20 protein-coding genes are annotated in these 24,231 nt (G+C 68.8%); 16 read left to right on the top strand and 4 right to left on the bottom strand.

Going from position 1 to position 24,231, the window contains the following annotated elements; all coding sequences use genetic code 11:
- Nucleotides 1-130: 130 nt before the first annotated feature.
- Both C8J26_RS09710 and C8J26_RS09705 read right to left on the bottom strand, forming a co-directional pair.
- Complete coding sequence (locus C8J26_RS09710; protein ID WP_244185243.1) at nt 131-1,555, bottom strand: MFS transporter; 1,425 nt, start codon at nt 1,553-1,555, stop codon at nt 131-133.
- A 10-nt stretch (nt 1,556-1,565) separates the two neighbouring features.
- Entirely contained in the window at nt 1,566-2,393 is an 828-nt protein-coding gene (locus C8J26_RS09705; protein ID WP_107957747.1) for an SDR family NAD(P)-dependent oxidoreductase, read from the bottom strand.
- Nucleotides 2,394-2,521: 128 nt separating this feature from the next.
- Here C8J26_RS09705 and C8J26_RS09700 point away from each other — a divergent pair, with 128 nt between their 5' ends.
- Nucleotides 2,522-3,310, top strand: a complete 789-nt coding sequence (locus tag C8J26_RS09700) for an SDR family oxidoreductase (RefSeq protein ID WP_107957746.1) — start codon at nt 2,522-2,524, stop codon at nt 3,308-3,310.
- 157 nt (nt 3,311-3,467) lie between these two features.
- On the opposite strand, the gene C8J26_RS09695 is transcribed toward C8J26_RS09700, so the two are convergent.
- Nucleotides 3,468-5,723, bottom strand: a complete 2,256-nt coding sequence (locus C8J26_RS09695) for an NADP-dependent malic enzyme (RefSeq protein ID WP_107957745.1) — start codon at nt 5,721-5,723, stop codon at nt 3,468-3,470.
- Between the two features lie 456 nt (nt 5,724-6,179).
- Here C8J26_RS09695 and mutS point away from each other — a divergent pair, with 456 nt between their 5' ends.
- The 3 genes from mutS to C8J26_RS09680 all read left to right on the top strand — a co-directional run bounded on the left by mutS (nt 6,180) and on the right by C8J26_RS09680 (nt 10,395).
- Nucleotides 6,180-8,759 carry a DNA mismatch repair protein MutS gene (gene mutS / locus C8J26_RS09690; protein ID WP_107957744.1) on the top strand — a complete coding sequence of 860 codons (2,580 nt, stop codon included), beginning with the start codon at nt 6,180-6,182 and terminating at the stop codon, nt 8,757-8,759.
- Nucleotides 8,760-8,961: 202 nt separating this feature from the next.
- Entirely contained in the window at nt 8,962-9,918 is a 957-nt protein-coding gene (locus C8J26_RS09685; protein ID WP_107957743.1) for a cation diffusion facilitator family transporter, read from the top strand.
- Nucleotides 9,919-9,969: 51 nt separating this feature from the next.
- Entirely contained in the window at nt 9,970-10,395 is a 426-nt protein-coding gene (locus C8J26_RS09680) for a glycine zipper 2TM domain-containing protein (RefSeq protein WP_056416257.1), read from the top strand.
- Nucleotides 10,396-10,492: 97 nt separating this feature from the next.
- Here C8J26_RS09680 and C8J26_RS09675 read toward each other — a convergent pair whose 3' ends face one another.
- Entirely contained in the window at nt 10,493-11,521 is a 1,029-nt protein-coding gene (locus C8J26_RS09675) for a polyprenyl synthetase family protein (protein ID WP_107957742.1), read from the bottom strand.
- Between the two features lie 128 nt (nt 11,522-11,649).
- On the opposite strand from C8J26_RS09675, the gene C8J26_RS09670 reads away from it, so the two are divergent.
- The 12 genes from C8J26_RS09670 to C8J26_RS09615 all read left to right on the top strand — a co-directional run bounded on the left by C8J26_RS09670 (nt 11,650) and on the right by C8J26_RS09615 (nt 24,210).
- Nucleotides 11,650-11,937: a chorismate mutase gene (locus C8J26_RS09670; protein ID WP_056416252.1), complete on the top strand. Its 288-nt coding sequence runs from the start codon at nt 11,650-11,652 to the stop codon at nt 11,935-11,937.
- A gap of 108 nt (nt 11,938-12,045) precedes the next feature.
- Complete coding sequence (locus C8J26_RS09665) at nt 12,046-12,759, top strand: AcvB/VirJ family lysyl-phosphatidylglycerol hydrolase (protein WP_107957741.1); 714 nt, start codon at nt 12,046-12,048, stop codon at nt 12,757-12,759.
- A gap of 10 nt (nt 12,760-12,769) precedes the next feature.
- Nucleotides 12,770-13,156, top strand: coding sequence for a DUF2147 domain-containing protein (locus C8J26_RS09660; RefSeq protein ID WP_056416250.1), 387 nt, complete (start codon nt 12,770-12,772; stop codon nt 13,154-13,156).
- The gene (gene mprF / locus C8J26_RS09655) at nt 13,141-15,714 is read left to right on the top strand and encodes a bifunctional lysylphosphatidylglycerol flippase/synthetase MprF (protein WP_244185241.1); all 2,574 of its coding nucleotides are present in this window, start codon (nt 13,141-13,143) and stop codon (nt 15,712-15,714) included. The genes C8J26_RS09660 and mprF overlap by 16 nt, the downstream gene beginning before the upstream one ends.
- A gap of 16 nt (nt 15,715-15,730) precedes the next feature.
- Entirely contained in the window at nt 15,731-16,393 is a 663-nt protein-coding gene (locus tag C8J26_RS09650; RefSeq protein WP_244185240.1) for a dTMP kinase, read from the top strand.
- A gap of 68 nt (nt 16,394-16,461) precedes the next feature.
- A complete protein-coding gene (locus C8J26_RS09645; RefSeq protein ID WP_107957740.1) occupies nt 16,462-17,259 on the top strand; it encodes a TOBE domain-containing protein in 798 nt (265 codons plus the stop codon).
- A gap of 320 nt (nt 17,260-17,579) precedes the next feature.
- Entirely contained in the window at nt 17,580-18,032 is a 453-nt protein-coding gene (locus tag C8J26_RS09640) for a MarR family winged helix-turn-helix transcriptional regulator (RefSeq protein ID WP_107957739.1), read from the top strand.
- The gene (locus tag C8J26_RS09635) at nt 18,029-20,071 is read left to right on the top strand and encodes an FUSC family protein (protein ID WP_107957738.1); all 2,043 of its coding nucleotides are present in this window, start codon (nt 18,029-18,031) and stop codon (nt 20,069-20,071) included. The genes C8J26_RS09640 and C8J26_RS09635 overlap by 4 nt, the downstream gene beginning before the upstream one ends.
- On the top strand, nt 20,068-20,274 hold the full coding sequence (locus tag C8J26_RS09630; RefSeq protein WP_107957737.1) for a DUF1656 domain-containing protein: 207 nt from the start codon (nt 20,068-20,070) through the stop codon (nt 20,272-20,274). Before C8J26_RS09635 ends, C8J26_RS09630 begins: the two co-directional genes overlap by 4 nt.
- On the top strand, nt 20,271-21,170 hold the full coding sequence (locus C8J26_RS09625; protein ID WP_107957736.1) for an efflux RND transporter periplasmic adaptor subunit: 900 nt from the start codon (nt 20,271-20,273) through the stop codon (nt 21,168-21,170). Before C8J26_RS09630 ends, C8J26_RS09625 begins: the two co-directional genes overlap by 4 nt.
- 164 nt (nt 21,171-21,334) lie before the next feature.
- Nucleotides 21,335-22,714, top strand: coding sequence for an efflux transporter outer membrane subunit (locus C8J26_RS09620; protein ID WP_244185266.1), 1,380 nt, complete (start codon nt 21,335-21,337; stop codon nt 22,712-22,714).
- Nucleotides 22,711-24,210, top strand: a complete 1,500-nt coding sequence (locus C8J26_RS09615; RefSeq protein ID WP_107957734.1) for a DHA2 family efflux MFS transporter permease subunit — start codon at nt 22,711-22,713, stop codon at nt 24,208-24,210. The genes C8J26_RS09620 and C8J26_RS09615 overlap by 4 nt, the downstream gene beginning before the upstream one ends.
- The last annotated feature ends 21 nt before the right edge of the window (nt 24,211-24,231 follow it).

Raw genomic sequence — 24,231 nt, 5'->3', positions numbered from 1 at the left:
CTGCTGGAAGGGAGGGACGCGCAGCGCCTGCCGCGAGCCCCGTCATCCTGACGAAAGTCAGGATCCAGAGCCGTAAAGGACAATCCTCCGTCACCCTGGATCCTGACTTTCGTCAGGATGACGAAGGTGCTTAGGTCGGTTTCGTTGCCAGCCGCGCCAGCCGTGCCTCATGCTCCACGCGCGCGAACGGAAACCGCGCGAAGAAATACGCCGAGACGCAGGCGAGCGCGACGTACAGCCCGGCATAGATCAGCGTCAACCGGTCGATCGTCGCGACCGGCACCGTCCCCGGCGTCGCCTTGGCGGGGAAGCCCGCGACCGCCAGGATCATCCCGGCGAAGAAGATGCCGATCCCGCTCGTGCATTTCTGGACGAAGAACGAGCCGGCGAAGAACACGCCTTCGGAGCGTCGCCCGGTCTTCGCCTCCGAATCCTCGACCACATCGGCCATCATCGACGCGCCGAGGATGAACCCGGTGACGTTCGACGCGGTGCCGAGGATGAACAGCCCGAACAGCATCGGCAGCAGCGCGCGGTCGCCGACCTCAGGGAACATGCCGAGCATCCGCAACCAATAGGGCGCGGTGTTGAGCGCCGCGCCGAGCAGCACCGCGGCGAGCGCGACCTTGGGCTTGCTCCCCGTCCTGCCGAGCCGGGGCGCGGCGAGGAAGGCGAGGAACACGCCCGAGAACAGCGCGATCGTCAGGTAGACGAACACCGGCCCCTTGAAGCCCCAGACATAGGTGTAGAGATAGTTCGACATCGCATAGCTGATGCCCTGGATCGTGTACGCGCAGACGCCCGCCGCCATCAGGATGACGAACGCGCGGTTCTTCACGGTCTGGCGGAGTTCGGCGAAGGACTCGCGCAGAGTCTGCCGGGCGATCGGCGGGTTGGGGAGATGCCTGATCTCGTGGTGCGTGCCGAGCGCGGAGACGAGGATCGCGACGCCGATCGCGACCGCCCCCGCCAGCGCGAACCCGGCATAGCCCGCGCGGTTGAGCAGGCCGTTCGGGAACGCCGCCGTGGGGCTGAGGAAATACTGGTAGGCCGACAGCAGCATCAGCAACCCACCGACCCAGCCGAACAGATAGCGATAGGCCATGATCCGCGTCCGCTCGTCATAGCCCGACGTAAGCTCGGGGGTCAGCGCGACCGACGGCACCTCGTAGCAACTCACCGCGCTGCGCACGAGCACCGCCATCGCGAACAGCCAGACGAGCGTCTGCGGCTGCGACAGCATCGCCGGCGGATTCCACAGCAACAGCCAGCCGATCATGATCGGCAGCGCCGACGCGTACATCCACGGATGCCGCCGCCCCCACCGAGTCCGCGTCCGATCGGAGAAGAAACCGACCGCGGGATCGACGAACGCATCGATCAGCAGCGCCATCATGATGACGAGACCGACCGTTGCGGACGGCAGCCCGACGACCTGATTGTAGAACAGCAGCAGGAACGTCCCGAACCCGGAATCCTTCACCCCGTACGCCACCGCGCCGAAGCCATAGCTCGCCATCGTCGCGGTCGACAGCCGCCGGGCCGGGGCGGTCATAAAGAGGCGGTCATTTCAGGCTGTCGAGGATCGAGAACAGCGACGGTTGCGCGGGGTCCCAGCTCGGCCGCGTGCCGATCGTCATGCCGCCGTCGACCAGGATGTGCGTGCCGGTGATGAAGCTCGCATCGTCGCTGGCGAGGAACGCAACCGCGGCGGCGATGTCGTCACCGGTCCCGGGGCGGCGGATCGGCTGCGCGTCGGCGGCGATATGCGCGATCATCGCGTCCGCCTTGCTCGTCTTCGCCGCGTCGAGATCGAGCATCCGCGTGAAGATGTTGGTGACGATGAAGCCGGGGACGACCGCGTTGACGCGGATCGCGTGGCGCGCGAGATCGGCGGCGGCCTGCTTGGTCAGGTGCAGCACCCCGGCCTTGGCGGTGGAATAGGCGGTCGGCGCATAGCCGGTGCCGAGCGCGGACACCGACGAGGTGTTGACGATCGCGCCGCCGCCGCGCTTCGCCATCAGCGGCGCCGCGTAACGGATGCCGAGCGCGACCGAGCGGAGGAGGAGCGCCTGCGTGCGGTCCCAGTCCTCGGGCGAAATCTCGCCGATCGGGTCGCGCGATCCGCCCGCGCCGGCATTGTTGAACACGATGTCGAGCCCGCCTGCATCGTCGGCGGCCTGCATCAGCGCCTCGATATCGCCCGCCTGCAGCACGTCGGTACGCTGGAACTGGATGCGGCTACCAGACGCGTCGGCGAGCGCCTGCCCGCCGGCCTCATCGATGTCGCCGATCAGCACGCTCGCGCCCTCATCGGCGAGCCGCAGCGCAGTCGCCCGGCCGATCCCCGATGCGCCGCCCGTCACGACCGCCCGCTTGCCTGAAAACCGCACCCGCTCTCTCCCGTTTTGGCGAGCATAGTACGGCTCCCACCCTCGTCAATATGGGCGGCTTCGAATAACGGGTTTGCAGGAACGCCGCCGCGGCGATACCAAGCGGGCAAACATTCGGAGGATGCGCCATGGATACCACCACCCTGTTCCGGCTCGACGGCCGCGTCGCGCTGATCACCGGCGGCAGCCGCGGGATCGGCAAGATGATCGCTGCGGGCTTCATCGCGCAAGGGGCCAAGGTCTATATCTCGTCGCGCAAGGCCGCGGCGTGCGAGGAGACCGCGGCCGAGCTCGGGCCGAATTGCATCGCGCTGCCGCAGGACGTGTCGACGGTGGCGGGGTGCAAGGCACTGGCCGAGCAGTTCGCCGAGCATGAGTCAAAGCTCGACATATTGGTGAACAACGCCGGCGCGGCCTGGGGCGTGCCGTTCGAGGATTTCTCGGAGGCCGGCTGGGACAAGGTCATGGACCTCAACGTCAAGTCACCGTTCTTCCTGACGCAGGCGCTGCACGCGGCGCTGAAGGCGTCGGGGTCACGCGAGCGGCCGGCCAAGGTGATCAACATCACGTCGATCGACGGGCAGCGGCTCAACCCTTGGGAGACGTACAGCTATCACGCGTCGAAATCGGCGCTGATCTATCTGACCAAGCGGATGGCGGCGCGGCTGGTGACGGACTCGATCAACGTCACCTCGATCGCGCCGGGGGCGTTTGCGAGCGACATGAACAAGGCGGCGCGGGACCATGGGGATGCGGTGGCGGAGGGGATTCCGGCGAAGCGCGTCGGGGTGGACGAGGATATGGCGGGCGCGGCGATCTACCTCGCCAGCCGCGCCGGGGACTATGTGATCGGCGAGACGATCACGGTCGACGGTGGCCTCGTCCACGCTTCGCTCGGCACCAGCATCGACGCGTGAGCTAATTCCCTCGCCCCTCCGGGGAGAGGGAGGGAGCAGCCGCTTGGCTGCGGAAGGGAGAGGGGCTTTGGCGGATACGTCCCGAGCCTCACGCCCCTCTCCCTTCCCACGGCAAGCGCCGCGGGCCCCTTCCCTCTCCCCGTAGGGGCGAGGGAGATTAGCGGGCGATGCCGCCTGCCGCGAGGACGGCCAGCGTCACCAGTTCACTCGCTGTGCTGGTCATTGGCGCGACCTGGACCGGCTTTTCCATGCCGATCAGCATCGGGCCGATGACCGAGTCTCCACCCAGCTCGCGCAGCAACTTCGCCGAGATATGCGCCGACTGGAGCCCCGGCATGATCAGCACGTTCGCCGGCCCCGACAGCCGCGCGAACGGATAGTTCGCCAGCTGCTTCGGGTTGAGTGCGACATCCGGCGCCATCTCGCCCTCATATTCGAACCCGACCTTGCGGCCGTCGAGCACGGTCACCGCATCGCGGATATTGTCGAGCCATTCGCCCTTCGGATTGCCGAAGTTCGAATAGCTGAGGAACGCCACGCGCGGCTCATGCCCCATCCGGCGTGCGACCGCGGCGGTCTGTTCGGCGAAGTCGGCGAGCTGCTCGGCGGTCGGGCGCTCGTTGACCGTCGTGTCGGCGATGAACACCGTGTGGCTCTGGCCGACGAGCAGGTGGATGCCGAACGGCGTCTTGCCCGTGACGGGATCGATCACGCGACGGATCTGCCGCATCGTCTCGCTATAGGTGCGCGTGATGCCGGTGATCATCGCATCGCCTTCGCCGAGCTGGAGCAGCAACGCGCCGAAGATGTTGCGGTCCTGGTTGACCATCCGCTCGCAATCGCGGCGCAGATAGCCGCGCCGCTGAAGCCGCTCGTAGAGGAAGTCGACCATCTTGGGGACCAGCGGCGAGACGCGGCTGTTGTGCAACTCGAAGCTCTCCGGGTCGGTGACGCCCAACGCGCGCAACCGGTCGGGCACGTCGTCGCGACCGACCAGCACCGGCGTGCCATAGCCGCCCTCCTTGAACGCGATCGCCGCGCGCAGCACGACTTCCTCTTCGCCCTCGGCGAAGATCACGCGCTTGGGATGCGCGCGCGCACCCTCGTATGCCATCGACAGCACCGACGTCGTCGGGTTGAGGCGCGCTCTCAACGAATGCCGATACGCCTCGATGTCGAGGATCGGCTTGGTCGCGACGCCCGACGCCATCGCCGCCTTGGCGACCGCGACGGGGACGACTTCCATCAGCCGCGGATCGAACGGCGCGGGGATGATGTAGGTCGGGCCGAAGCTGTGACGGACGCCGTACGCCGCCGCGACCTCCTCGGGGACGCGCTCGCGCGCGAGTTCAGCGATCGCGTTGGCGGCGGCGATCTTCATCGCGTCGTTGATCCCCGTCGCGCGGACGTCGAGCGCACCGCGGAAGATGAACGGGAAGCCGAGCACGTTGTTGACCTGGTTCGGGTAATCCGAACGGCCGGTGGCGACGATCGCATCGGGACGCGCGGCCATCGCCAGCTCGGGGCGGATCTCCGGCTCGGGATTGGCCATCGCGAAGATGATCGGCGCGGGCGCCATGTCCTTGACCATCTCGGGCGTCAGCGAGCCTGCCGCCGACAGGCCGAGGAACACGTCGGCGCCGACCAAGGCCTCGGTCAGCGTGCGTGTCTCGGTGATCGCGGCGTGCGCCGACTTCCACTGGTCGACGCCCTCGCGGCCCTGGTAGATCACGCCCTTGCGATCGCACAGGATGACGTTGTCGCCGCGCACGCCCATCGCCTTGACCAGCTCGGTGCAGGCGATCGCCGCCGCCCCCGCGCCGTTGACGACGATCTTGACCTCGGAAAGCTTGCGGCCCGTCAGCAGGCACGCGTTGATCAGCCCCGCGGCGGTGATGATCGCGGTGCCGTGCTGGTCGTCATGGAAGACCGGGATGTTCATCCGCTCGCGCAACGCCTGCTCGATGATGAAGCATTCGGGCGCCTTGATATCCTCGAGATTGATCCCGCCGAAGGTCGGCTCCATCAGCTCGACCGCGTCGATGAAGCGGTTCACGTCCTCGGTCTTCAGTTCGATATCGATCGCGTCGACGTCGGCGAAGCGCTTGAACAGCACCGCCTTGCCTTCCATCACCGGCTTCGACGCGAGCGGGCCGAGATTGCCCATGCCGAGGATGGCGGTGCCGTTCGAGATCACCGCGACGAGGTTTCCCTTGGCGGTGTAATCATAGACGGTCGCGGGATCGTCGTAGATCGCCTGCACCGGCACCGCGACGCCGGGCGAATAGGCAAGCGCCAGGTCGCGCTGCGTCGCCATCGGCTTCGATGCGATGATCTCGATCTTCCCCGGCCGGCCTTCCGAATGGAACAGCAGCGCTTCGCGTTCGGAGAATTGGAGCGTTTCGTCGGACATGGCGGGGCCTCGCGGGGGGATCGTTAGGTTTGGAGGACCTTCTAGGCAGGTGGCCGGCGTTCGTCACCCCGGACACTTCGCCCAAGGGGTTGGCGCTAACCACCACCCCGGCGAAGGCCGGGGCCCAAGTGGGAAGGCCGAAGTAAGGACGGACCGCCGTTCGTTACCGTCGTCCCCCAATTGGGCCCCGGCCTTCGCCGGGGTGGTTTTGATAAGCGGGGGTGGTGTGAATGAGGGAGAACAACACGGCCCGATCGAAACGTCCTTCTCCCCCTCGGGGAGAAGGTGGCGCGGAGGCGCCGGATGAGGGGCGGTTGGGGTGCGCACCCGAGCCTCACGCCCCCTCACCCTCCCACGCTGCGCGCGGGCCCCTCCCTCTCCCCGAGGGGAGAGGGGTTTTACGGGGCGCGGCTTTTCGCTACCCGCACCGTGATGTCGCACCCCGCCCCTACCCCCATGATGTCGCAGTATCTCGGCCTGAAGGCAGAGGCGCAGGACTGCCTGCTGTTTTACCGCATGGGCGATTTCTTCGAGCTGTTCATGGACGATGCGCGGACGGCCGCCGCAGTGCTCGACATCGCGCTGACCGCGCGCGGCGAGCATGAGGGCAAGCCGATCCCGATGTGCGGCGTCCCCGTCCATGCCGCAACCGTCTATCTGCAACGCCTGATCAAGGCGGGACACCGCGTCGCGATCGCCGAGCAGGTCGAGAGCCCGGCGGAGGCCAAGGCGCGCGGCGGCTCCAAGGCGCTCGTTGCGCGCGCGATCGTCCGCGTCGTCACCGCCGGCACGCTGACCGAAGAGGCGCTGCTCGACGCGCGCGCGGACAATTGGTGCATCGCGATCGGTGAGGTCGGCGGATCGGTGGCGATCGCCGCGGCCGACGTCTCGACCGGCCGGTTCGAGATCGTCGAGGTCGCACCCGACGCGGTCGACGCCGAACTCGCGCGGCTCGGCGCGGCGGAAGTCGTCGCCTCGGAGGCGAGCGCCTTCGAAGAGGCCGCCACCACGCTCCGGCCCAAGCTCGATTTCGACAGCGCCGCGGGCGAGGCGCGGCTGAAGCGGCTCTACGGCGTCGCGACGCTCGACGGGTTCGGCCAGTTCGGCCGCGCCTCGCTCGCCGCAGCGGGCGGGCTGGTCGCGTATCTCGAGCATAACGCCAAGGGCACGATGCCCTTCCTGCGCCCGCCGCGGATCGGCCGCGCCGCCGAGACGATGGCGATCGACGCCGCGACGCGCGAGAGCCTGGAGCTCACCTGCACCACCGGCGGCGTCCGCAAGGGCAGCCTGCTCGACGCGGTCGATCGCACCGTCACGGGGGCAGGTGCGCGCTTGCTCGGTGCCGATCTCGGCGCGCCGCTGATGGATGCGGCGGCGATCGATGCGCGGCTCGATCTCGTCCGGCTGTTCCATGACGACCAGGCGGCGCGCGAGCGGCTGCGGTCGACGCTGCGTGCGCTCCCCGATATCGGTCGCGCGCTCGGCCGGCTCGCGGCAGGGCGCGGGGGCCCGCGCGATCTCGGCCAGTTGCGCGACGGGCTCGACGGCGCGTGGAGCCTGGGCGAGCGGCTCGACGGGATCGACTCGCCGCCGCCGCTGCTGCGCGAGATCGCGCCGCGGCTGCGCGGGCATGGCGCGCTGATCGACCTGCTCAAGCGCGCGCTGGTGCCGTCGCCGCCGATCGAATCGTCCGATGGCGGCTATATCGCGGCAGGCTATGACGCCGCGCTCGACGACCTGCGCGATGCGGGCGCGGGCGGCAGGCGCGCGATCGCCGCGTTGGAGGCCGAGTTCCGCACCACCACCGGTGTCACCGCGTTGAAAATCCGCCATAACGGCGTGCTCGGCTATCATGTCGAGGTGCCCGCGCGCGCCGCCGACCCGCTGATGAAGCCCGAGAGCGGCTTCACGCATCGCCAGACGCTGGCGGGTGTCGTGCGTTTCAACACGCCTGCGCTGCACGAGGTCGCCGCCAAGGTGTCGCAGTCGGGCGCGCACGCGCTGGCGGCCGAAGCCGCGCATCTCGAGGAACTCACCGCGCAGGCGCTGGCGGGGCGCGAGGCGATCGCCGCGACCGCCGACGCGCTCGCGCGGCTCGACGTTGCGGCGGGCCTCGCCGAGCGCGCCGCGGAAGGCGCCTGGGCGCGGCCGTCGCTGGTCGATCACGCGTGCTTCGAGATCGAGGGCGGGCGGCACCCGGTTGTCGAGGCCGCGGTCGCGAAGTCGGGCGACCGGTTCGTCGCGAACGACTGCAACCTGTCCGAAAGCTCGCGGTTGTGGCTCGTCACCGGCCCCAACATGGGCGGTAAATCGACCTTCCTGCGCCAGAACGCGCTGATCGCGGTGCTGGCACAAGCGGGCTCCTACGTGCCCGCGACCAAGGCGACGCTCGGCCTCGTCGATCGCCTCTTCAGCCGCGTCGGCGCGTCGGACAATCTCGCGCGCGGCCGATCGACCTTCATGGTCGAGATGGTCGAGACCGCGGCGATCCTCGCGCAGGCGACGCCGCGCTCGTTCGTGATCCTCGACGAGGTCGGGCGCGGCACCTCGACCTATGACGGGCTCGCGATCGCCTGGGCGGTGGTCGAGGCGATCCATGAGGACAACCGGTGCAGGTGTCTGTTCGCGACGCATTATCACGAGCTGACCCGGCTCGCCGAACGCTGCGAGGCGCTGTCGCTGCACCATGTCCGCGCGCGCGAGTGGAAGGGCGAGCTGGTGCTGCTCCACGAACTCGCCGACGGCCCGGCGGATCGCAGCTACGGGCTCGCGGTCGCGCGGCTCGCGGGGATGTCGCCGGCGACGGTGGCGCGCGCGAAGGCGGTGCTGGCCAAGCTCGAGGCGGGGCGCGCGAAGACCGGCGGGATCGCCGCGGGGCTCGACGACCTGCCGCTGTTCGCCGCGGCCGCGCAGATCGAGGAGGTCGCGTGCGACGTGCTCCGCGAGGATCTGGCGAAGCTCGACATCGACGCGATGAGCCCGCGCGATGCGCTCGACGCGCTGTACCGGTTGAAAGCGCTCGCCAGCGAGGGGTGATTCCCCCCTGCCCCCGACACGCCGTCATCCTGGGCTCGACCCAGGATCCAGCGTAACGGACCGCAGCATCCGCCGCTCTGGATCCCAGCTTTCGCTGGGATGACGGACAGGGGTTGGGGAATGCATAGCGCGTTGATCTCGCGTCCTAGTATCTCATGATACGACGATGCTACGCGGCAGCCGAATCAGTGGAGCGCGGGCGTTGGGCGGACATCATCACGAGCATTCTCAAGGCCATGACCAAAGTCATGCCGGGCACAGTCATGGCGGCCATAGCCACGCGCCAGCCTCGTTCGACCGCGCGTTCGCGATCGGCATCGGCCTCAATATCGTCTTCGTCGCGGTGGAGGCCATTGTCGGCCTGCGGATCGACTCGGTCGCGCTGCTCGCCGACGCGGGGCATAATTTGTCCGACGTGCTCGGCCTCGTCGTCGCCTGGGGCGGGACGATGCTCGCGCGGACCGCGCCGACCAAGCGCTTCACCTATGGGCTGAAGGGCTCGACGATCCTCGCCGCGCTGGCCAACGCGCTGCTGTTGATGGTCGCGCTCGGCGCGATCGTGCTCGAGGCGTCGCAGCGCTTCTCCGATCCGGCCCCCACCGCCGGGCTGACCGTGTCAATGGTTGCGGGCGTCGGCATCGCGGTCAACGCGATCACCGCCTGGATGTTCGCGCGCGGGCGCAAGGGCGACGTCAACATCCGCGGCGCGTATCTGCACATGGCGGCCGACGCGCTCGTCTCCGCAGGCGTGGTGATCGCGGGGATAGTGATCTGGAGCACCGGGCTCAGCTGGATCGATCCGGCGGTGAGCATCGTGATCGCGATCCTCATCTTCTGGCAGACCTGGGGCCTGCTGCGCGAAACGGTCGAGATGTCGCTGTCCGCCGTCCCGCGCGGGATCGCGTATGACGATGTCGATGCGGCGCTGTGCGGGCTGCCCGGCGTGGAGAAGATCCACGATCTCCACATCTGGCCGATGAGCACCACCGAACCCGTGCTGACCGCGCACCTGGTCATGCCAGGCGGCCACCCCGGCGATCAGTTCCTGAGCGATGCCAGGACGATGCTGCACGACAGGTTCGGGATCGGGCATGCGACGTTGCAGGTCGAGACCGGCGGCGACCATGACTGCTCGATGGCGGACGCGTCGACGGTTTGAACTTTTCCGGCTCGGTGCGGGTTACCCTGACACAGATCAGGAGAGTATCTCATGAAGAAGCATCTTATCGCCGCGTTGATGTCGGTCGCAGTTGCCGCCCCGGCGATGCTGCCGACCGCGGCGACCGCCCAGCGTCACGACGACCGACGCGACCGCGATCACCGGGATCGTGACGACCGTCGTGGTGGCGATCGCAACTGGCGTGGCGACGACCGCAACTGGGATCCGTCGCGCAGCTACCAGAACGGCAACTACCGCGAGCGTCGTCTCGGCCGCAACGACCGCATCTATCGCGGCAATGACGGTCGCGCTTATTGCAAGCGCAACGATGGCACGACCGGCCTGGTGATCGGTGCGCTCGGCGGCGGCGCGCTGGCGAACCTGATCGGTGGCGGGACGCTCGGTACGCTGGCGGGTGCTGGCGGCGGCGCACTGCTCGGCCGCTCGGTCGATCGCGGCAACGTGAAGTGCCGCTGAGCCGTAACCGGTTCTAGAAACGACGACGGCGGCCGAGCGATCGGCCGCCGTTTTTGTATCTGCGCTTGATCCTCCCCCGCCAGGGCTAGGATTTACCTTAGTACGCGCGGGCGACCGCGAATTCGACCGCCTCGATCATTGCGTCCTTGGCGGGGCCGTTGGCGAAGCCGCCGATCGAATCGATCGCGCGCTGGCCGTAATGGCGGGCCCGCGCGAACGTGTCGTCGATCGCACGCGTCGAGCGGATCAGGCGAATCGCGTGTTGCAGGTCGGCGTCGCTGTCGCGGCGGCCTTCGACAGCGTCCTTCCAGAAGGCGCGATCCTCGGCCGAGCCGCGCGCATAAGCGAGGATGACCGGAAGCGTCATCTTGCCCTCGCGGAAATCGTCGCCGGCATCCTTGCCCATCGTGTCCGCATCCGAGACATAGTCGATCGCATCGTCGACCAGCTGAAACGCGATGCCGAGGTTGCGGCCATAGGCGTCGAGCGCGGCCTCCTCGGCATCGGGGCGATCGGCGACGACCGCGGAGATCCGGCAGGCAGCCGCGAACAAGGCGGCGGTCTTCGCGCCGATGATGTCGAGATAGCGCTCCTCGCCAAGATCGACGCGGCGTGCGGCGGACAGCTGGTTCACCTCGCCCTCGGCGATGACCGCGCTGGTCGAGGACAGGATCTTGAGCGCCTTCAGGCTGCCCGCCTCGACCATCAGCTCGAAGCTGCGGCTGAACAGGAAATCACCGACCAGCACGCTGGCGGGGTTGCCCCAGATGATGTTGGCGGTGCGCTTGCCCCGGCGCAGGTCCGACCCGTCGACGACGTCGTCATGGAGCAACGTCGCGGTGTGGATGAACTCGACCGCAGCGGCGAGCAGGTGATGCTGCGTGCCGGCATAACCGATCAGCTGCGCGCTCGCGAGCGTCAGCATCGGCCGCATCCGCTTGCCCCCGCCAGCGATCAGATGACCGGCGAGTTCGGGGATCAACGGAATTTCCGACTCCATCCGGCCGCGGATCACGGCATTGACCTGATCCATATCGCCGGTGACGAGCTTGACCATCGGGTCCAGCGACGGCTGGGACTCGGGATTGGGACGTACGGCTTCGAGGCGGTGGACGGTGGCGCTCATCTCCCCGAGCCTCTGACGCCTATGCCCCGGCAAAGCAACCCTTGGCGCCGATCGCGGCCCCCTTCTGCGCTTGCCCAAGAGGGCGCGCGCCCGCAAAAGGCGCTCCGAACCAACGAAAGGGTGCGCGGGTGGCCGACGAACTGCTGAACGGATATCGCCAGAGCATCGACAATATCGATGCGGCGCTGATCCACATGCTCGCCGAGCGTTTCAAGGTGACGCAGGCGGTTGGCCGCCACAAGGCGCTGCACGACCTGCCGCCCGCCGACCCCGGCCGCGAGGAACGCCAGATCGCGCGGCTGCGGCAGCTGGCGGCGCAGGCGCAGCTCGATCCCGAGTTTTCGGAGAAATTCCTGCGCTTCATCATCGACGAGGTGATCCGCCACCACGAACGGCTCGCGCACAAGCCGGACTAACGCGCGGTTGAACGACAGCGCCCCGGTCGAATGACGAACGGAGCGGGTGAAAAAAACGTCATTCCGGCTCCATTTGTCGATCATCCGGACGCGTGCAATCGGTTGCGGATGACATGGTTGCGCCGATCCTTGCTCGCTCTGGTCGTGGTCGTGCTCGGCGCGACGGCCTTCATGGGCTGGCTCGGCTATTTCGGCGGACCGGTCTTCACCGATGTTCCCGCGCTCGAGTCTGCGACCACGCCGCGGCGCGCGTTCGCCGTCGTGCTGCTGACCGGCGATCTCGGCTACAAGATCGGCATGGCACCGCAGATCGCGCATCGGTTCGCCGCCGACGGTGTCCCCGTGGTGGCGGTCAACACGCTCACCTATCTGCGCACGACACGGACGCCCGCGGAGATCGCGAGGCTGATCGCCCGCGCCGAACAGCGCGCGCTTCGGTTCGGCCATGCCGACCGGGTCGTGCTGATCGGCCAGTCGTTCGGCGCGGACATGCTCCATGTCGGGCTCATCGGACTGCCCGCCGACCTGCGCGCGAAGATCGCCAGGGTCGCGCTGGTCGTCCCCGAGACCACCGTCCAGTTTCGCGCCTCGCCGAGCGAAGTGTTCGATTATTGGACACCGACCACCGATGCGATGCCGACGGCGCGCAGGCTCACCTGGGCACCTCTGCTCTGCGTGCAGGGCGTCGACGAGGTGGAAAGCCTGTGCCCGCGGCTGACGCAAGCCAATGCGCGGCGGATCGCGCTGCCCGGCGGACACCCGCTTCACCGCGACACGGATGCGCTCTACGACGTGCTCTCGCGGTTCGTATTCGCGGATTGAGGATCGACCGATGATTCCTGCAGTGTTGGCGCTCGCGATGATCGCGGGGGGGGCCGTTCCAGCGTCGCCGGTGGAAGGCGTCTGGCATAATCCGAAGAACAGCGTGGCGGTGAAGACCGGTGCGTGCGGCGACAAGCTGTGCGGCTGGGTCGTGCGCGCCGACGACGAGGCGCAGGCCGATGCGCGCGACGGCGGCACCCCGAAGCTGATCGGTACCGCGCTGCTCCGCGAATACCGTCCCCATGGGCGCAACACATGGTCGGGCCAGATCTTCGTCCCCGACATGGGCCGCACCTTCGGCTCGACGCTGACCTTGCTCGACGCGAACACGATCGCGGTGAAGGGGTGCCTGATCGGCGGCTTCCTGTGCAAGACACAGACGTGGCGCCGCGGTTGACCCACGTGGCGCGGATTCGCGACTGGGTCGCGCACCGGCGCGGGACGCTGATCGCGCTGGCGGTGCTGGTCGTCGCGGTGCTCGGCTTCGCGGCGATCCACAAGCTGACCGCGGAGATCCGCCTGTCGGAGGTTCGCGCCGCCTTCTCGGCGCTCGGCTGGCCCGAATTGTCCGCGTCGATCGCACTGACGATCGTCAGCTATATCGCGCTCACCTTCTACGACACGATCGCGCTCAAGGTGATCGGTCATCCGCTGCCGTGGCGCACCGCGGCGGTCGCGTCGTTCACGAGCTATACGATCAGCCACAATCTCGGCCTCGCGATGCTGACCGGCGGCTCCGCACGCTACCGCGTCTATAGCCGCGCCGGGCTCGACGAGGCCGCCGTCGCACGCGTCGTCCTGATTGCGGGGGTGACGTTCTGGGCGGGCGTGATCACCGTCGCCTGCCTGTCGATGGCGCTGCATCCGGGGATGCTGCCGATCGTCAAATGGACGATGCCGCCGCTGCTCGAGCGGACGATCGGCATCGCGATCCCGCTGGCGATGCTGGCGATCGTCCTGCGCTATCGCCGCGGCGGGGCGCTCGCGCTGTTCGGCTGGCGACTGCCGCTGCCCGATGCGCGGCAGGCGCTGGCGCTCGTGCTGGTGTCGACGGTCGACCTTGCGGCGGCGAGTGCCGCGCTGTTCGTGCTGCTGCCGAACGCCTCGCCCGAGCTCTATCCGGTGCTGTTCCTCGGCTATGCGGTCGCGATCGTCGTCGCGCTGATCAGCCATGTGCCCGGCGGGCTCGGCGTGTTCGAGGCGGTGATCATCGCGACGATGCCGCAGGACAATGCGACGATCCTCGCGGCGCTGCTCGCCTATCGCATCATCTATTATGTCGCGCCGCTGGTGCTGGCCGCGGTGTTGATCGCGGTCCACGAGGGGCGGCAATGGAGAAACCGGGGGCGCAACCGGGAGCCCGGCCGCGGTCCCGATCCGCTGGCGATCGCGCTGCCGCTGGCGCCGCTGCTGCTCGGCGTGCTGGTGTTCCTGAGCGGGGCCATGCTGCTGGTATCGGGCGCGCTGCCCGCCGCGCCTGGACGCATGGATACGCTGGCGACGATCCTGCCGCTGCCGATCAGCGAGATGGCGCATGTCGCCGCGAGCCTCGTCGGCGTCATGCTGCTGTTCGTGGCGCTCGGGCTCTACCGCCGGCTCGACGGCGCGTTCTGGGCGGCGCGGATGCTGCTGATCGCCGGCGCGCTGCTGTCGATCGCCAAGGGCCTCGATTACGAGGAGGCGACGATCCTGCTGCTCACCGCCGCGGCGCTGCAATGGACTCGCGCGGCGTTCTACCGGCGCACGCGGCTGACGGCCGAGCCCTTGTCGCCCGAATGGCTGGTCGGCGTCGGCGCGGCGATCGGCTTGTCGGTGCTGATCGGGTTCTTCGCCTATCGCCGGGTCGGCTATTCGAGCGACCTGTGGTGGCAGTTCGAGACCAACGGCAACGCCTCGCGCTTCCTGCGGACGAGCCTGGCGGTCGGGTTGCTGCTGATCGGGGCGGCGATCTGGCGGCTGTTCGCGGCGGCGCCCATCCCCGTCCTCCACGACACGCTGCCCGACGACGTCGCGACCGCCGCGCTGGCGCATGCCGACCGGACCGATGCGATGCTCGCCTTTACCGGCGACAAGCGCTTCCTGGTGTCGGACAGCGGCGACGCGTTCCTGATGTACCAGGTCAAGGGCGCGAGCTGGATCGTGCTGGGCGACCCGGTCGGGCCGAGCGAGGCCTGGTCCGAGCTGCTCTGGGCGATCCGCGCGCGCGCGGATGCCGCGCAGGGCCGCCTGCTGCTCTACCAGATCGGCCTCAGGATCGTGCCGATCGCGATCGAGATGGGGCTGAAGCTCGTCAAATATGGCGAGGAGGCGACCGTCGAGCTCGACGGCTTCACGCTCGACACGCCCGACATGCGCAGCGTCCGCAAGGCGAGCCGGGTCGCCGAACGCGCGGGCGCGGCGTTCGCGGTCGTGCCCGCCGCCGACATGCCCGCGATCATTCCCGAATTGCAGGCGATCTCCGACTGGTGGCTGGCGGACAAACATCACGCCGAGAAGAGCTTCAGCGTCGGCCGGTTCGAGCCGGGCTATCTCGCGCAGTTCGACTGCGCGGTGGTGCGGATCGAGGGGCGCATCGTCGCGTTCGCCAATGTCTGGGGGACGCCCAACAAGCAGGAGCTGTCGGTCGATCTGATGCGCCATGCCGAGGACATGCCGCAGGGGGGCATGGACTTCCTGTTCACGCGGCTAATGCTGTGGGGGCATGAGCATGGCTATCGCCACTTCTCGCTCGGCATGGCGCCGCTGTCGGGGATCGAGGCACGGCGGCTGTCGCCGACCTGGTCCAAGGTGGCGGCGTTCCTGTTCCGTCACGGCGAGCGATTCTACGGCTTTGCGGGGCTGCGCGCGTACAAGGAGAAGTTCCGGCCGAACTGGACGCCGCGCTACATCGCGTCGCCCGGCGGCACGTCGCTGCTGCGCGGGCTGATCGATTTGCAGGCTTTGGTGAGCCGGTAAGGCTTGCTAGGGCAGCATGATGAGCTTTCTCCTGGCAATCGAAGGCGCCGACGGCGCGGGCAAGGCCACCGCCTCGGCGCTGGTGGTCGAGCAGCTGCGTGCCACCGGCCGCACCGCCGAGGTCGTGTCGTTCCCACGCTATACCGAGACGGTCGGCGGCTGGGCGCTCGGCGCGATGCTGGCGGGCACGCTGCCGCGCGGCACGTCGCCCAGGGCGGCGGCGGTGCTGTACGCGCTCGACCGGATGGAATCGCGCGATCACCTGCTCGCGACGATGGCGGCGAACGATGTCGTGGTGTTCGATCGCTACATCGCGTCGAACATGGCGTATCAGGCGGCGCAGGTCGCGGCCGACGAAGCCGACGCGATGATGGCGTGGATCGCCGACCTGGAGACCGGGTCGTTCGCGCTGCCCAGGCCGGACCTGTCCGTCTATCTCGACACCCCCGCCGCGATCGCGCGCGGGCTGATCCTGAAGAAGCGCAAACGATCGTACACCGACGATGCGTTCGATGCGTATGAGGCGGATACCGGGCTGCAGGACCGAGTCCGGACCAATTATGCGGCGATGGCAAAGGCAGGGTTGCTCGGGCAGTGGGCGACCGTGTCGACGGTGAGCGACGGCGCATCGCGCCTGCCCGCCGAGATCGCCGCGGAGATCGTCGCGCTTCTCGACTGAGCTGGCCCCGGCGACCCGCGTATGATCGGGCTTAGCGTCCACATCTTCCAATGCGTATGAGGGCGGCCATGACGGACCCCGCCCTTCACGCCACGATCATGCTCGCCAAGGACCAGACCGGTCGAGTCGGTGCCGAGCGGATCGCGCTGCTCCGTGCGATCCGGGCGAGCGGCTCGATCAGCGCTGCGGCCAGGGTCGTCGGGCTCAGCTACAAGGCGGCATGGGACGCGGTGCAGGTGATGAACAACCTGTTCGACCGCCCGCTCGTGCTGCCCGCGGCGGGCGGCAAGGACGGTGGCGCGAGCCCGATCACCGACGCCGGCATCGCGGTGCTCGACGGCTATGCGGTGGCCGAAGCCGAGCTGGCCAGCGCGATGGCGCGGATCGAGGCGAGCGTGTCGAACGGGCTGTCGCTGAAGCCTTTGCTATGGGGAATCGGGATGAAGACGAGCGCACGCAACGTCCTGCGCGGCACGGTATCGCGGGTTACACCGGGGACGATCGATGCCGAGGTGACGCTGGCCGTCGCCGAGGGGATCGAGATCGTCGCGACGATCACGCGCGGCAGTGTGGAGGATCTCGGCCTGGTCCCCGGCGCGACCGCACTCGCGCTGATCAAGTCGAGCTTCGTCATCCTCGCGCGGGGCGACGACGGCCTCCGCACATCGGCGCGCAACACGCTCGCGGGCACCGTGATCGCCCGCGACGATGGTGCGATCGCCAGCGAGGTGACGCTGGAACTGACGCCCGGCAAGACGCTGACCGCGACCGTGACCAAGGAGAGTGCCGACGCGCTCGACCTGCAGATCGGCACACGCGCGCTCGCGTTGATCAAGGCGAGCCATGTGATCCTGGCGGTCGAGTAACGCCTGTTCGCGACGGGGGTCCGCACCCTCCCTTCTCCCGTCATCCTGACGAAAGTCAGGATCCAGGGTAACGCGCCCCTGCCCTGCTTGGCTCTGGATCCTGACTTTCGTCAGGATGACGGACGGTTGCGAGCGTAACGCGCCCCTGCGCTGCTTGGCTCTGGGTCCTGACTTTCGTCAGGATGACGGGGGGAGCGCCGGCACTGTTCATGACGGCACGCGGGCGGCATGGCCGGGCCCAGCTGGAACCGATCCTAACTTTTCTGTCATGATCCGATTCCGCATTGCAGCATAAGTAAACGCCATTACTTAGCACGCTAATGACTTCCCCCCGCCGTTCGCTCGAATCCTCCTATGCGCGGACGCTCCTGCCGCTCGCCAAGATGTGGCGGCGGGCGGCGGATCGCGCGCTCAGCGACATGAACGTGTCCGCGTCGATCGGGTGGGCGCTGGTGCAGGTCAGCCGGCTGGGCGACGACATCCGCCAGACCGACCTGGCGAGCGAGCTCGACGTGACGCAGGCGTCGCTGGTCCGGTCGATCGACCAGATGACCGCAGCCGGCCTCGTCGAGCGTCACCGCGACCCGGCGGATGCCCGCGTCAGCCGCATTCGCCTCACCGCGCATGGCCGCACGCTGGTGACGACGATCGAGGCGAAGTTCGGCACGTTGCGGCACGAGATGCTCGAGGGTGTGTCCGACGAGGATCTCGGCGTCGCGCTGCGCGTCGCGCAGCAGCTCGCGGCGCGGTTCGTGGCGGATCGCGCACGATGATCCTTGCCCGGTTCGGCGCGAAGGAAGCGCTCTTCTCCGTCAAATGCCTGATCGCGGCGATGCTGGCTTATTATATCGCGCTGCGGATCGGGCTGACCCGGCCCTATTGGGCGGTGACGACGTCGTACATCGTCGCGCAGCCGCTGGCGGGTGCGGTGCTGTCGAAGGCGGTGTTCCGCGTCGCGGGAACGGTGCTCGGCGCAGTCGCCGCGGTGGTGCTGGTGCCCAACCTGGTCAACGCGCCCGAACTCCTGTCGCTCGGCCTCGCGCTATGGCTCGGCGTGTGCCTCTATATCTCGCTGCTCGACCGGACCCCGCGCGCCTATGTCTTCCTGCTGGCCGGCTATACCGCGAGCATCATCGGGTTTCCCTCGGTCGCGGCGCCGGGCGCGGTGTTCACGACGGCGGCGTTGCGCGTGCAGGAGATCACGATCGGCATCCTGTGCGGCAGCCTGATCCACGGGTTCGTCTTTCCGCAGACCGTGACCGCCGTGTTGCTCGGGCGGATCGACGCGATCCTCGCGGACGCCGAACGCTGGTCGCGCGATTCGCTCGCCGGGGCGTCCGATACCAAGCTCGACCGCGACCGCCGCCGGCTGGCGCTCGACATCAACGAGCTGCACCAGCTCTCCATCCATCTGCCGTTCGACACCGCGCGGTTGCTGCCGCGCGTCCGGACGCTGCGTGCGCTCCAGGCCGAGCTGTCGATGCTGTTGCCGCTGGCCAGCGCGGTCGACGACCGGATCGTCGAGCTGACCCGCGGCGCCGACGCGCCCCGCCCCGAGGCGCTCGCGCTGATCGAGGACGTCCGCGAATGGCTGCGCGACCCGCCGCAGACCGAACGGCGCGGCGCGAGTGCGGAGGCGTTGATTGCCCGCGCGCGCGCGCTGGAGCCGCCTGTCGGCGACGGCCTGATCTGGCGCGACGCGTTGCGGCTCAGCCTGCTCGCGCGGCTCGCCGAGCTGATCGACGCGCATCGCAACGCGCGCGATCTGCGCGACCAGATGCGATCGCCATCGCGCTCCCCCGTCACCCCCGCCGTCGCGCGCCTGCTCGCGCGCACCGCCAAGCGCCCGCTTCACCGCGATCGCGGCATCGCGCTCCGGGCCGCGGCAGGCACGATCATGACGATCCTGCTGGGCTGCGCGTTCTGGATCGGCACGGGCTGGGCGGATGGTGCCGGCGCGGTGCTGATCGCGGGCGTGTGCTGCGCGCTGTTCGGCAACAGCGACGACCCTGCGCCGGCGATCATGGCATTCTTCTACGGCACGATCATCGGCCTCGTCGTCTCGGCGGTCTATGCGTTCGCGATCCTGCCGCGCGTGACCGATTTCGTGACGCTGGCAGCGGTGCTGGCGCCACCGATGCTGATCGGCGGCATGTTCCTCGCGCGGCCGGCGACGCTGCTGATGACGCTGGGCGCGTTGCTCGGCGGGCTCAACACGGTCGGACTGAACGACCGGTTCGGCGGCGGCTTCGACAGCTTCGTTAATGGCGGCATCTCGCAGTTGATCGGGACGCTGTTCGCGGTCGTCACCGTCGGCCTGTTCCAGACGATCGGCGCGGATACCAGCGCGCGGCGACTGATCCGCGCGGGCTGGCGCGAACTGGCGACGCGCAGCGACTCGCCCGGACGACCCGATGCCGCGGGCTGGGTTGCACGGATGCTCGACCGGATCGGCCTGCTCGCGCCGCGCCTGGCGCTGCAGGGCGAGGATCCGGGCAAGCCGCTGCTCGATGCGCTGACCGACCTGCGCGTCGGCGTCTCGGTCGGCGAGCTGCGCCAGCTCCGGCTCGACGGTACGCCGGACGAGGCCGCGATGATCACGCCGGTGCTGCGCGGTATCGGCGCGCATTACCGGGCGCTGCGCCCCAACGAGCCTGCGCCGCCCGAACACGAGCTGCTCGCCGGGATCGACACCGCGATGGCCGGGTTCGCAACCTCTGCGCCCGATCGCCACCGGACCGGCATCCTCGCGCTCACCTCGCTGCGGCGTAACCTCTTCCCCTCGGCCCACGCCTATGGACGCCCTGCATGACCGGTGAAATCTCGATCGGCGGCGTCTACCTGCCGAGCATCCTCCTGCTCGCGATCGCCGCGGTGCTGCTGACCGCGATCGCCACCCGGCTGCTAGCCTTTGCCGGGTTCTACCGCGCGGTGACGTATCGACCGCTCGTCGATCTCGCGCTCTTCTTCCTCATCCTCGGGCTGCTTGCCCTGCTGACCGGACCTTCTGCATGACCGCCCGCCTGAAATCGCTGCTCGCCCCGCTTGGCCGTTCCGCCGTCACGATTCTGATCGTCGCGCTCGCGGTGCTGGTCGCCCTCTGGCTGTGGAAGCGGTACGAGACCGATCCCTGGACGCGCGACGGGCATATCCGCGCCGATATCGTCCGCGTGACCCCCGATGTCGCCGGCCTCGTCACGCGCGTCGCGGTGCACGACAACCAGGCGGTGAAGCCCGGTGACGTGCTGTTCGTCGTCGATCGCCCGCGGTTCGAACTGACGCTGGCGCAGTCGGACGCGTCGATCGCGAGCGCGCGGGCGACTCTGCTCCAGGCGCGGCGCGAGGCACAGCGCGACCTGGCGCTGGGCGATCTGGTCGCCAAGGAAACGCACGAGCAGAACGTCGCGCGCGTCGCCACCGCGTCCGCCGCGCTTGCGCAGGCGCAGAGCGCGCGCTCGACCGCCGCGCTCAACCTTGCGCGGACGACGGTGCGCGCGACGGTGCACGGGATCGTCACCAACCTCGATCTCCACCCCGGCGACTATATCGCGACGGGCGCGCAGGCGATGGCGCTGGTCGACACCGATTCGCTGCGCGTCGAGGGCTATTTCGAGGAAACCAAGCTCGGCAGCATCCATCTCGGCGACCCGGTCCTGGTGCATTTGATGGGTGAACCGCAGGCGCTGCAGGGTCGGGTCGACAGCATCGCCGCGGGGATCAACGACAGCGAGCGGACGAACACGACGAACCTTCTGCCCAACGTGAACCCGACGTTCAACTGGGTCCGCCTCGCGCAACGCATCCCGGTGCGCGTGAAGCTGACGCGGGTTCCCAAGGGCACGCAGCTGATCGTCGGCCGGACGGCGACGGTCACGGTGCAGCCCAAGGTCCAGCCGGGGGCGCCGGCATGATGCGCACGCGTTCCGCCTCTCCCTTGCTAGTCCGTCATCCTGACGAAAGTCAGGATCCAGGGTTACGGGCGATGCCCTTCGTGGCTCTGGGTCCTGACGTTCGTCAGGATGACGGACGAGGTGGGGTTGCCCCCGCCCTCACGCGCCGCGGCCTCTCCGCGAGCATCCTCGCGCTCGGCCTGGCCGCCTGCACCACCGCCGGCCCCAACTATGCGCGCCCCGACACCGCCGTCGTCAACCGGCCGGCCGCGCAGGGCAAATTCGACAGCGGCACCGAAAAGGTCTTCGTCGATACGCCGCTCCCCGATCATTGGTGGCAACTCTACGGCAACCCCCGCCTCGACGGGTTCGTGACCGAAGCGCTGGCCGCCAACACCGACCTGCGCGCCGCCGATGCGAACCTGCGCCGCGCCGATGCGGTCGTCGCCGAGGTCGCCGCGGGGCGTACGCTGTCGACCGTGCTCGGCGGTGGCACGTCGCTCGACCGACCCTATACGAGCGGCGGCAATTTGCCCGGTACGCTCGATTACAATCTCGGCATCACGCTCGCCTACCCGCTCGACCTCTCCGGCCGTATCCGCCGCGGGATCGAGGCGGCGCAAGGCGATGCCGAGGCAGTCGCTGCCGCGCGCGACACGGTCCGCGTGACCGTCGCCGCCGAGACCGCGCGCAGCTATGCCGCGGCGTGCACCGCGAACATGGTGCTCGCCGCGAACAACCGCGTGCTCGCGCTGCAACGCCAGACGCTGGGGGTGACGCAACGCCTGCAACGCGGCGGCCGCGGCACCGCGTTCGACGTGACTCGTGCACGCACCGCGGTCGACCAGAGCGAGGCGCTGATCCCCGCGCAGATCGCCACGCGCACCGCCGCGCTGTACCGGCTCGCCACGCTGATGGGCCGCACCCCCGCGGACTATCCGAAGGACGTCGCGACGTGCGCCAGGCCGCCCGCTCTCACCCGTCCGCTGCCGATCGGTGACGGCAGCGCGCTGATCCGCCGCCGCCCCGACATCCGCGGCGCCGAGCGTACGCTGGCCGCCGCCACCGCGCGGATCGGCGTTGCGACCGCCAACCTGTATCCACAGGTCAGCCTGGGCGGCTCGGCAGGGTTCACCGGCCCCGTGTCGTCGCTCGGCTCGGGTAACGCGTTCCATGTCGGGCTCGGGCCGCTGATCAGCTGGAGCTTCCCCAATCGACCGGTCGTCCGCGCGCAGATCGCGCAGGCGGGCGCCAGTGCCGACCAGGCGCTCGCGCAGTTCGATTCGACCACGCTCGAGGCGCTGCGCCAGACCGAGACCGCGCTGTCCGCCTATGCACGCGAGGGCGACCGCAACGCCGCGCTGCGCCGCGCGCAGTCCAGCGCCGCGCGTGCCGCGGATCAGGCGGGGACGCTCTACCGGTTCGGCCGCACCGACTTCCTTTCGCTGCTGACCGCGCAGGCTGCGCTGACCACCGCGCAGGCCAATCTCGCCGCGTCCGATGCGCTGCTCGTCGATCGCCAGGTCGACGTGTTCAAGGCGCTCGGCGGGGGGTGGCAGGCATGAGGCTGCGTCGGCGCGGGCTGGCGTCGATCAACAGCGAGATCCGCGACGGCATCATGCCCGCCGCCGACACCATCGCGCGCGTCGCCAAGGACCCGGACGCGCGGCCGCATACGCCCAGCAACTACCGGATCACCGCGCTGATCATCGCCTGCGCGCTGTTCATGGAGCAGATGGATTCGACCGTGCTCGCCACCGCGCTGCCGACGATGGCACGCGATTTCGGCGTCCCCGCGACCAGCATGAGTTCGGCGCTGACCTCGTATCTGCTGGCGCTCGCGATCTTCATCCCGGCGAGCGGACGCCTGGCGGACCGGTTCGGCTCGCGCACCATCTTCCGCGCGGCGATCCTGATCTTCGTGGGCGGATCGATGCTGTGCGGCCAGGCGACCAGCCTGCCGTTCATGATGGGCGCGCGCTTCCTGCAAGGCCTGGGCGGCGCGATGATGATCCCGATCGGCCGCCTCGTCCTGCTGCGCAGCGTCGCCAAGGAAGACATGGTCCAGGCGATGTCGTGGCTGATCATGCCCGCGCTGATCGGCCCGATCCTGGGGCCCCCGGTCGGCGGCGCGATCGTCACCTATCTCGACTGGCGCTGGATATTCTATCTGAACGTGCCCATCGGGCTGCTCGGCGTCGTGCTGGTGACGCGCTTCATCGGCGAGGTCCGCGAGGACAAACCGGCGCGGTTCGACGTACCCGGGTTTATCCTGTCCGGCGTGTCGCTCGGCTGCCTGTTGTTCGGGTTCGAGATGACCAGCCGGACCGGCGAGCTGTCGCGCGCCGTCATGCTGATCGCGGTCGGGCTCGTCGCCGGCGTCGCCTATATCCGTCACGCCAAGCGCCGCAGCGACCCGATCCTCGACCTGTCGCTGATGCGGATTCCTACCTTCCGGCTGTCGGTAATCGGGGGCTCGCTGACCCGCATCACGCAGGGCGCGCAGCCGTTCCTGCTGCCGATGATGCTCCAATTGGGCTTCGGCATGACCGCGGCGGCGAGCGGCGCGATCACGATCGCCGGCGCGATCGGCTCGCTCGCGATGAAGAGCCTGGCGCCGCGCGTGCTGCGCCGCTTCGGGTTCCGCAACAGCCTGATCGTCGGCGGCCTGTGCGCCAGCTCGGGCTATGCCGTCGCCGGGCTGTTCCGCCCCGACTGGCCAGTCCCTGCGATCTTCGGCGTGCTGATGCTCTCGGGCTTCTTCATGTCGTTCCAGTTCTCGGCGTACAACACGATCGCCTATGACGAGATCCCGTCGTCGCGGATGAGCAGCGCGACCAGCTTCTACGCGACGTTCCAGCAACTCATGCTGTCGCTCGGCATCTGCGTCGGCGCGGCGTCGCTGCATGTCGGGATGCTCGGCACGGGCGCGACACGGCCAGCACTGACCGACTTCACGCTGGCGTTCCTGGTGGTGACCGCCGTGTCGGCGTCGGCAACGATCTGGAACCGCCGGTTCGCGAAAGATGCGGGGGCGGAGCTGAGCGGGCACAAGGCCTGACACCCCCTCCGTCATCCTGAC

It is taken from the genome of Sphingomonas aurantiaca (genome assembly GCF_003050705.1).
Classification (GTDB): domain Bacteria; phylum Pseudomonadota; class Alphaproteobacteria; order Sphingomonadales; family Sphingomonadaceae; genus Sphingomonas; species Sphingomonas aurantiaca.
The sequence above is the reverse complement of the archived record's forward strand: the minus strand, read 5'-3'. Positions and strand labels throughout refer to the sequence as shown.

Coding starts and splice junctions, on each gene's coding strand:
- C8J26_RS09700 (WP_107957746.1), top strand. CDS start 2,522: ATGGATACCACCACCCTGTTCCGGCTCGACGGCCGCGTCGCGCTGATC.
- C8J26_RS09710 (WP_244185243.1), bottom strand. CDS start 1,555: ATGACCGCCCCGGCCCGGCGGCTGTCGACCGCGACGATGGCGAGCTAT.
- C8J26_RS09645 (WP_107957740.1), top strand. CDS start 16,462: ATGACGGACCCCGCCCTTCACGCCACGATCATGCTCGCCAAGGACCAG.
- C8J26_RS09680 (WP_056416257.1), top strand. CDS start 9,970: ATGAAGAAGCATCTTATCGCCGCGTTGATGTCGGTCGCAGTTGCCGCC.
- C8J26_RS09650 (WP_244185240.1), top strand. CDS start 15,731: ATGATGAGCTTTCTCCTGGCAATCGAAGGCGCCGACGGCGCGGGCAAG.
- C8J26_RS09635 (WP_107957738.1), top strand. CDS start 18,029: ATGATCCTTGCCCGGTTCGGCGCGAAGGAAGCGCTCTTCTCCGTCAAA.
- mutS (WP_107957744.1), top strand. CDS start 6,180: ATGATGTCGCAGTATCTCGGCCTGAAGGCAGAGGCGCAGGACTGCCTG.
- C8J26_RS09640 (WP_107957739.1), top strand. CDS start 17,580: ATGACTTCCCCCCGCCGTTCGCTCGAATCCTCCTATGCGCGGACGCTC.
- C8J26_RS09675 (WP_107957742.1), bottom strand. CDS start 11,521: ATGAGCGCCACCGTCCACCGCCTCGAAGCCGTACGTCCCAATCCCGAG.
- C8J26_RS09625 (WP_107957736.1), top strand. CDS start 20,271: ATGACCGCCCGCCTGAAATCGCTGCTCGCCCCGCTTGGCCGTTCCGCC.
- C8J26_RS09665 (WP_107957741.1), top strand. CDS start 12,046: ATGACATGGTTGCGCCGATCCTTGCTCGCTCTGGTCGTGGTCGTGCTC.
- C8J26_RS09695 (WP_107957745.1), bottom strand. CDS start 5,723: ATGTCCGACGAAACGCTCCAATTCTCCGAACGCGAAGCGCTGCTGTTC.
- C8J26_RS09615 (WP_107957734.1), top strand. CDS start 22,711: ATGAGGCTGCGTCGGCGCGGGCTGGCGTCGATCAACAGCGAGATCCGC.
- C8J26_RS09660 (WP_056416250.1), top strand. CDS start 12,770: ATGATTCCTGCAGTGTTGGCGCTCGCGATGATCGCGGGGGGGGCCGTT.
- C8J26_RS09630 (WP_107957737.1), top strand. CDS start 20,068: ATGACCGGTGAAATCTCGATCGGCGGCGTCTACCTGCCGAGCATCCTC.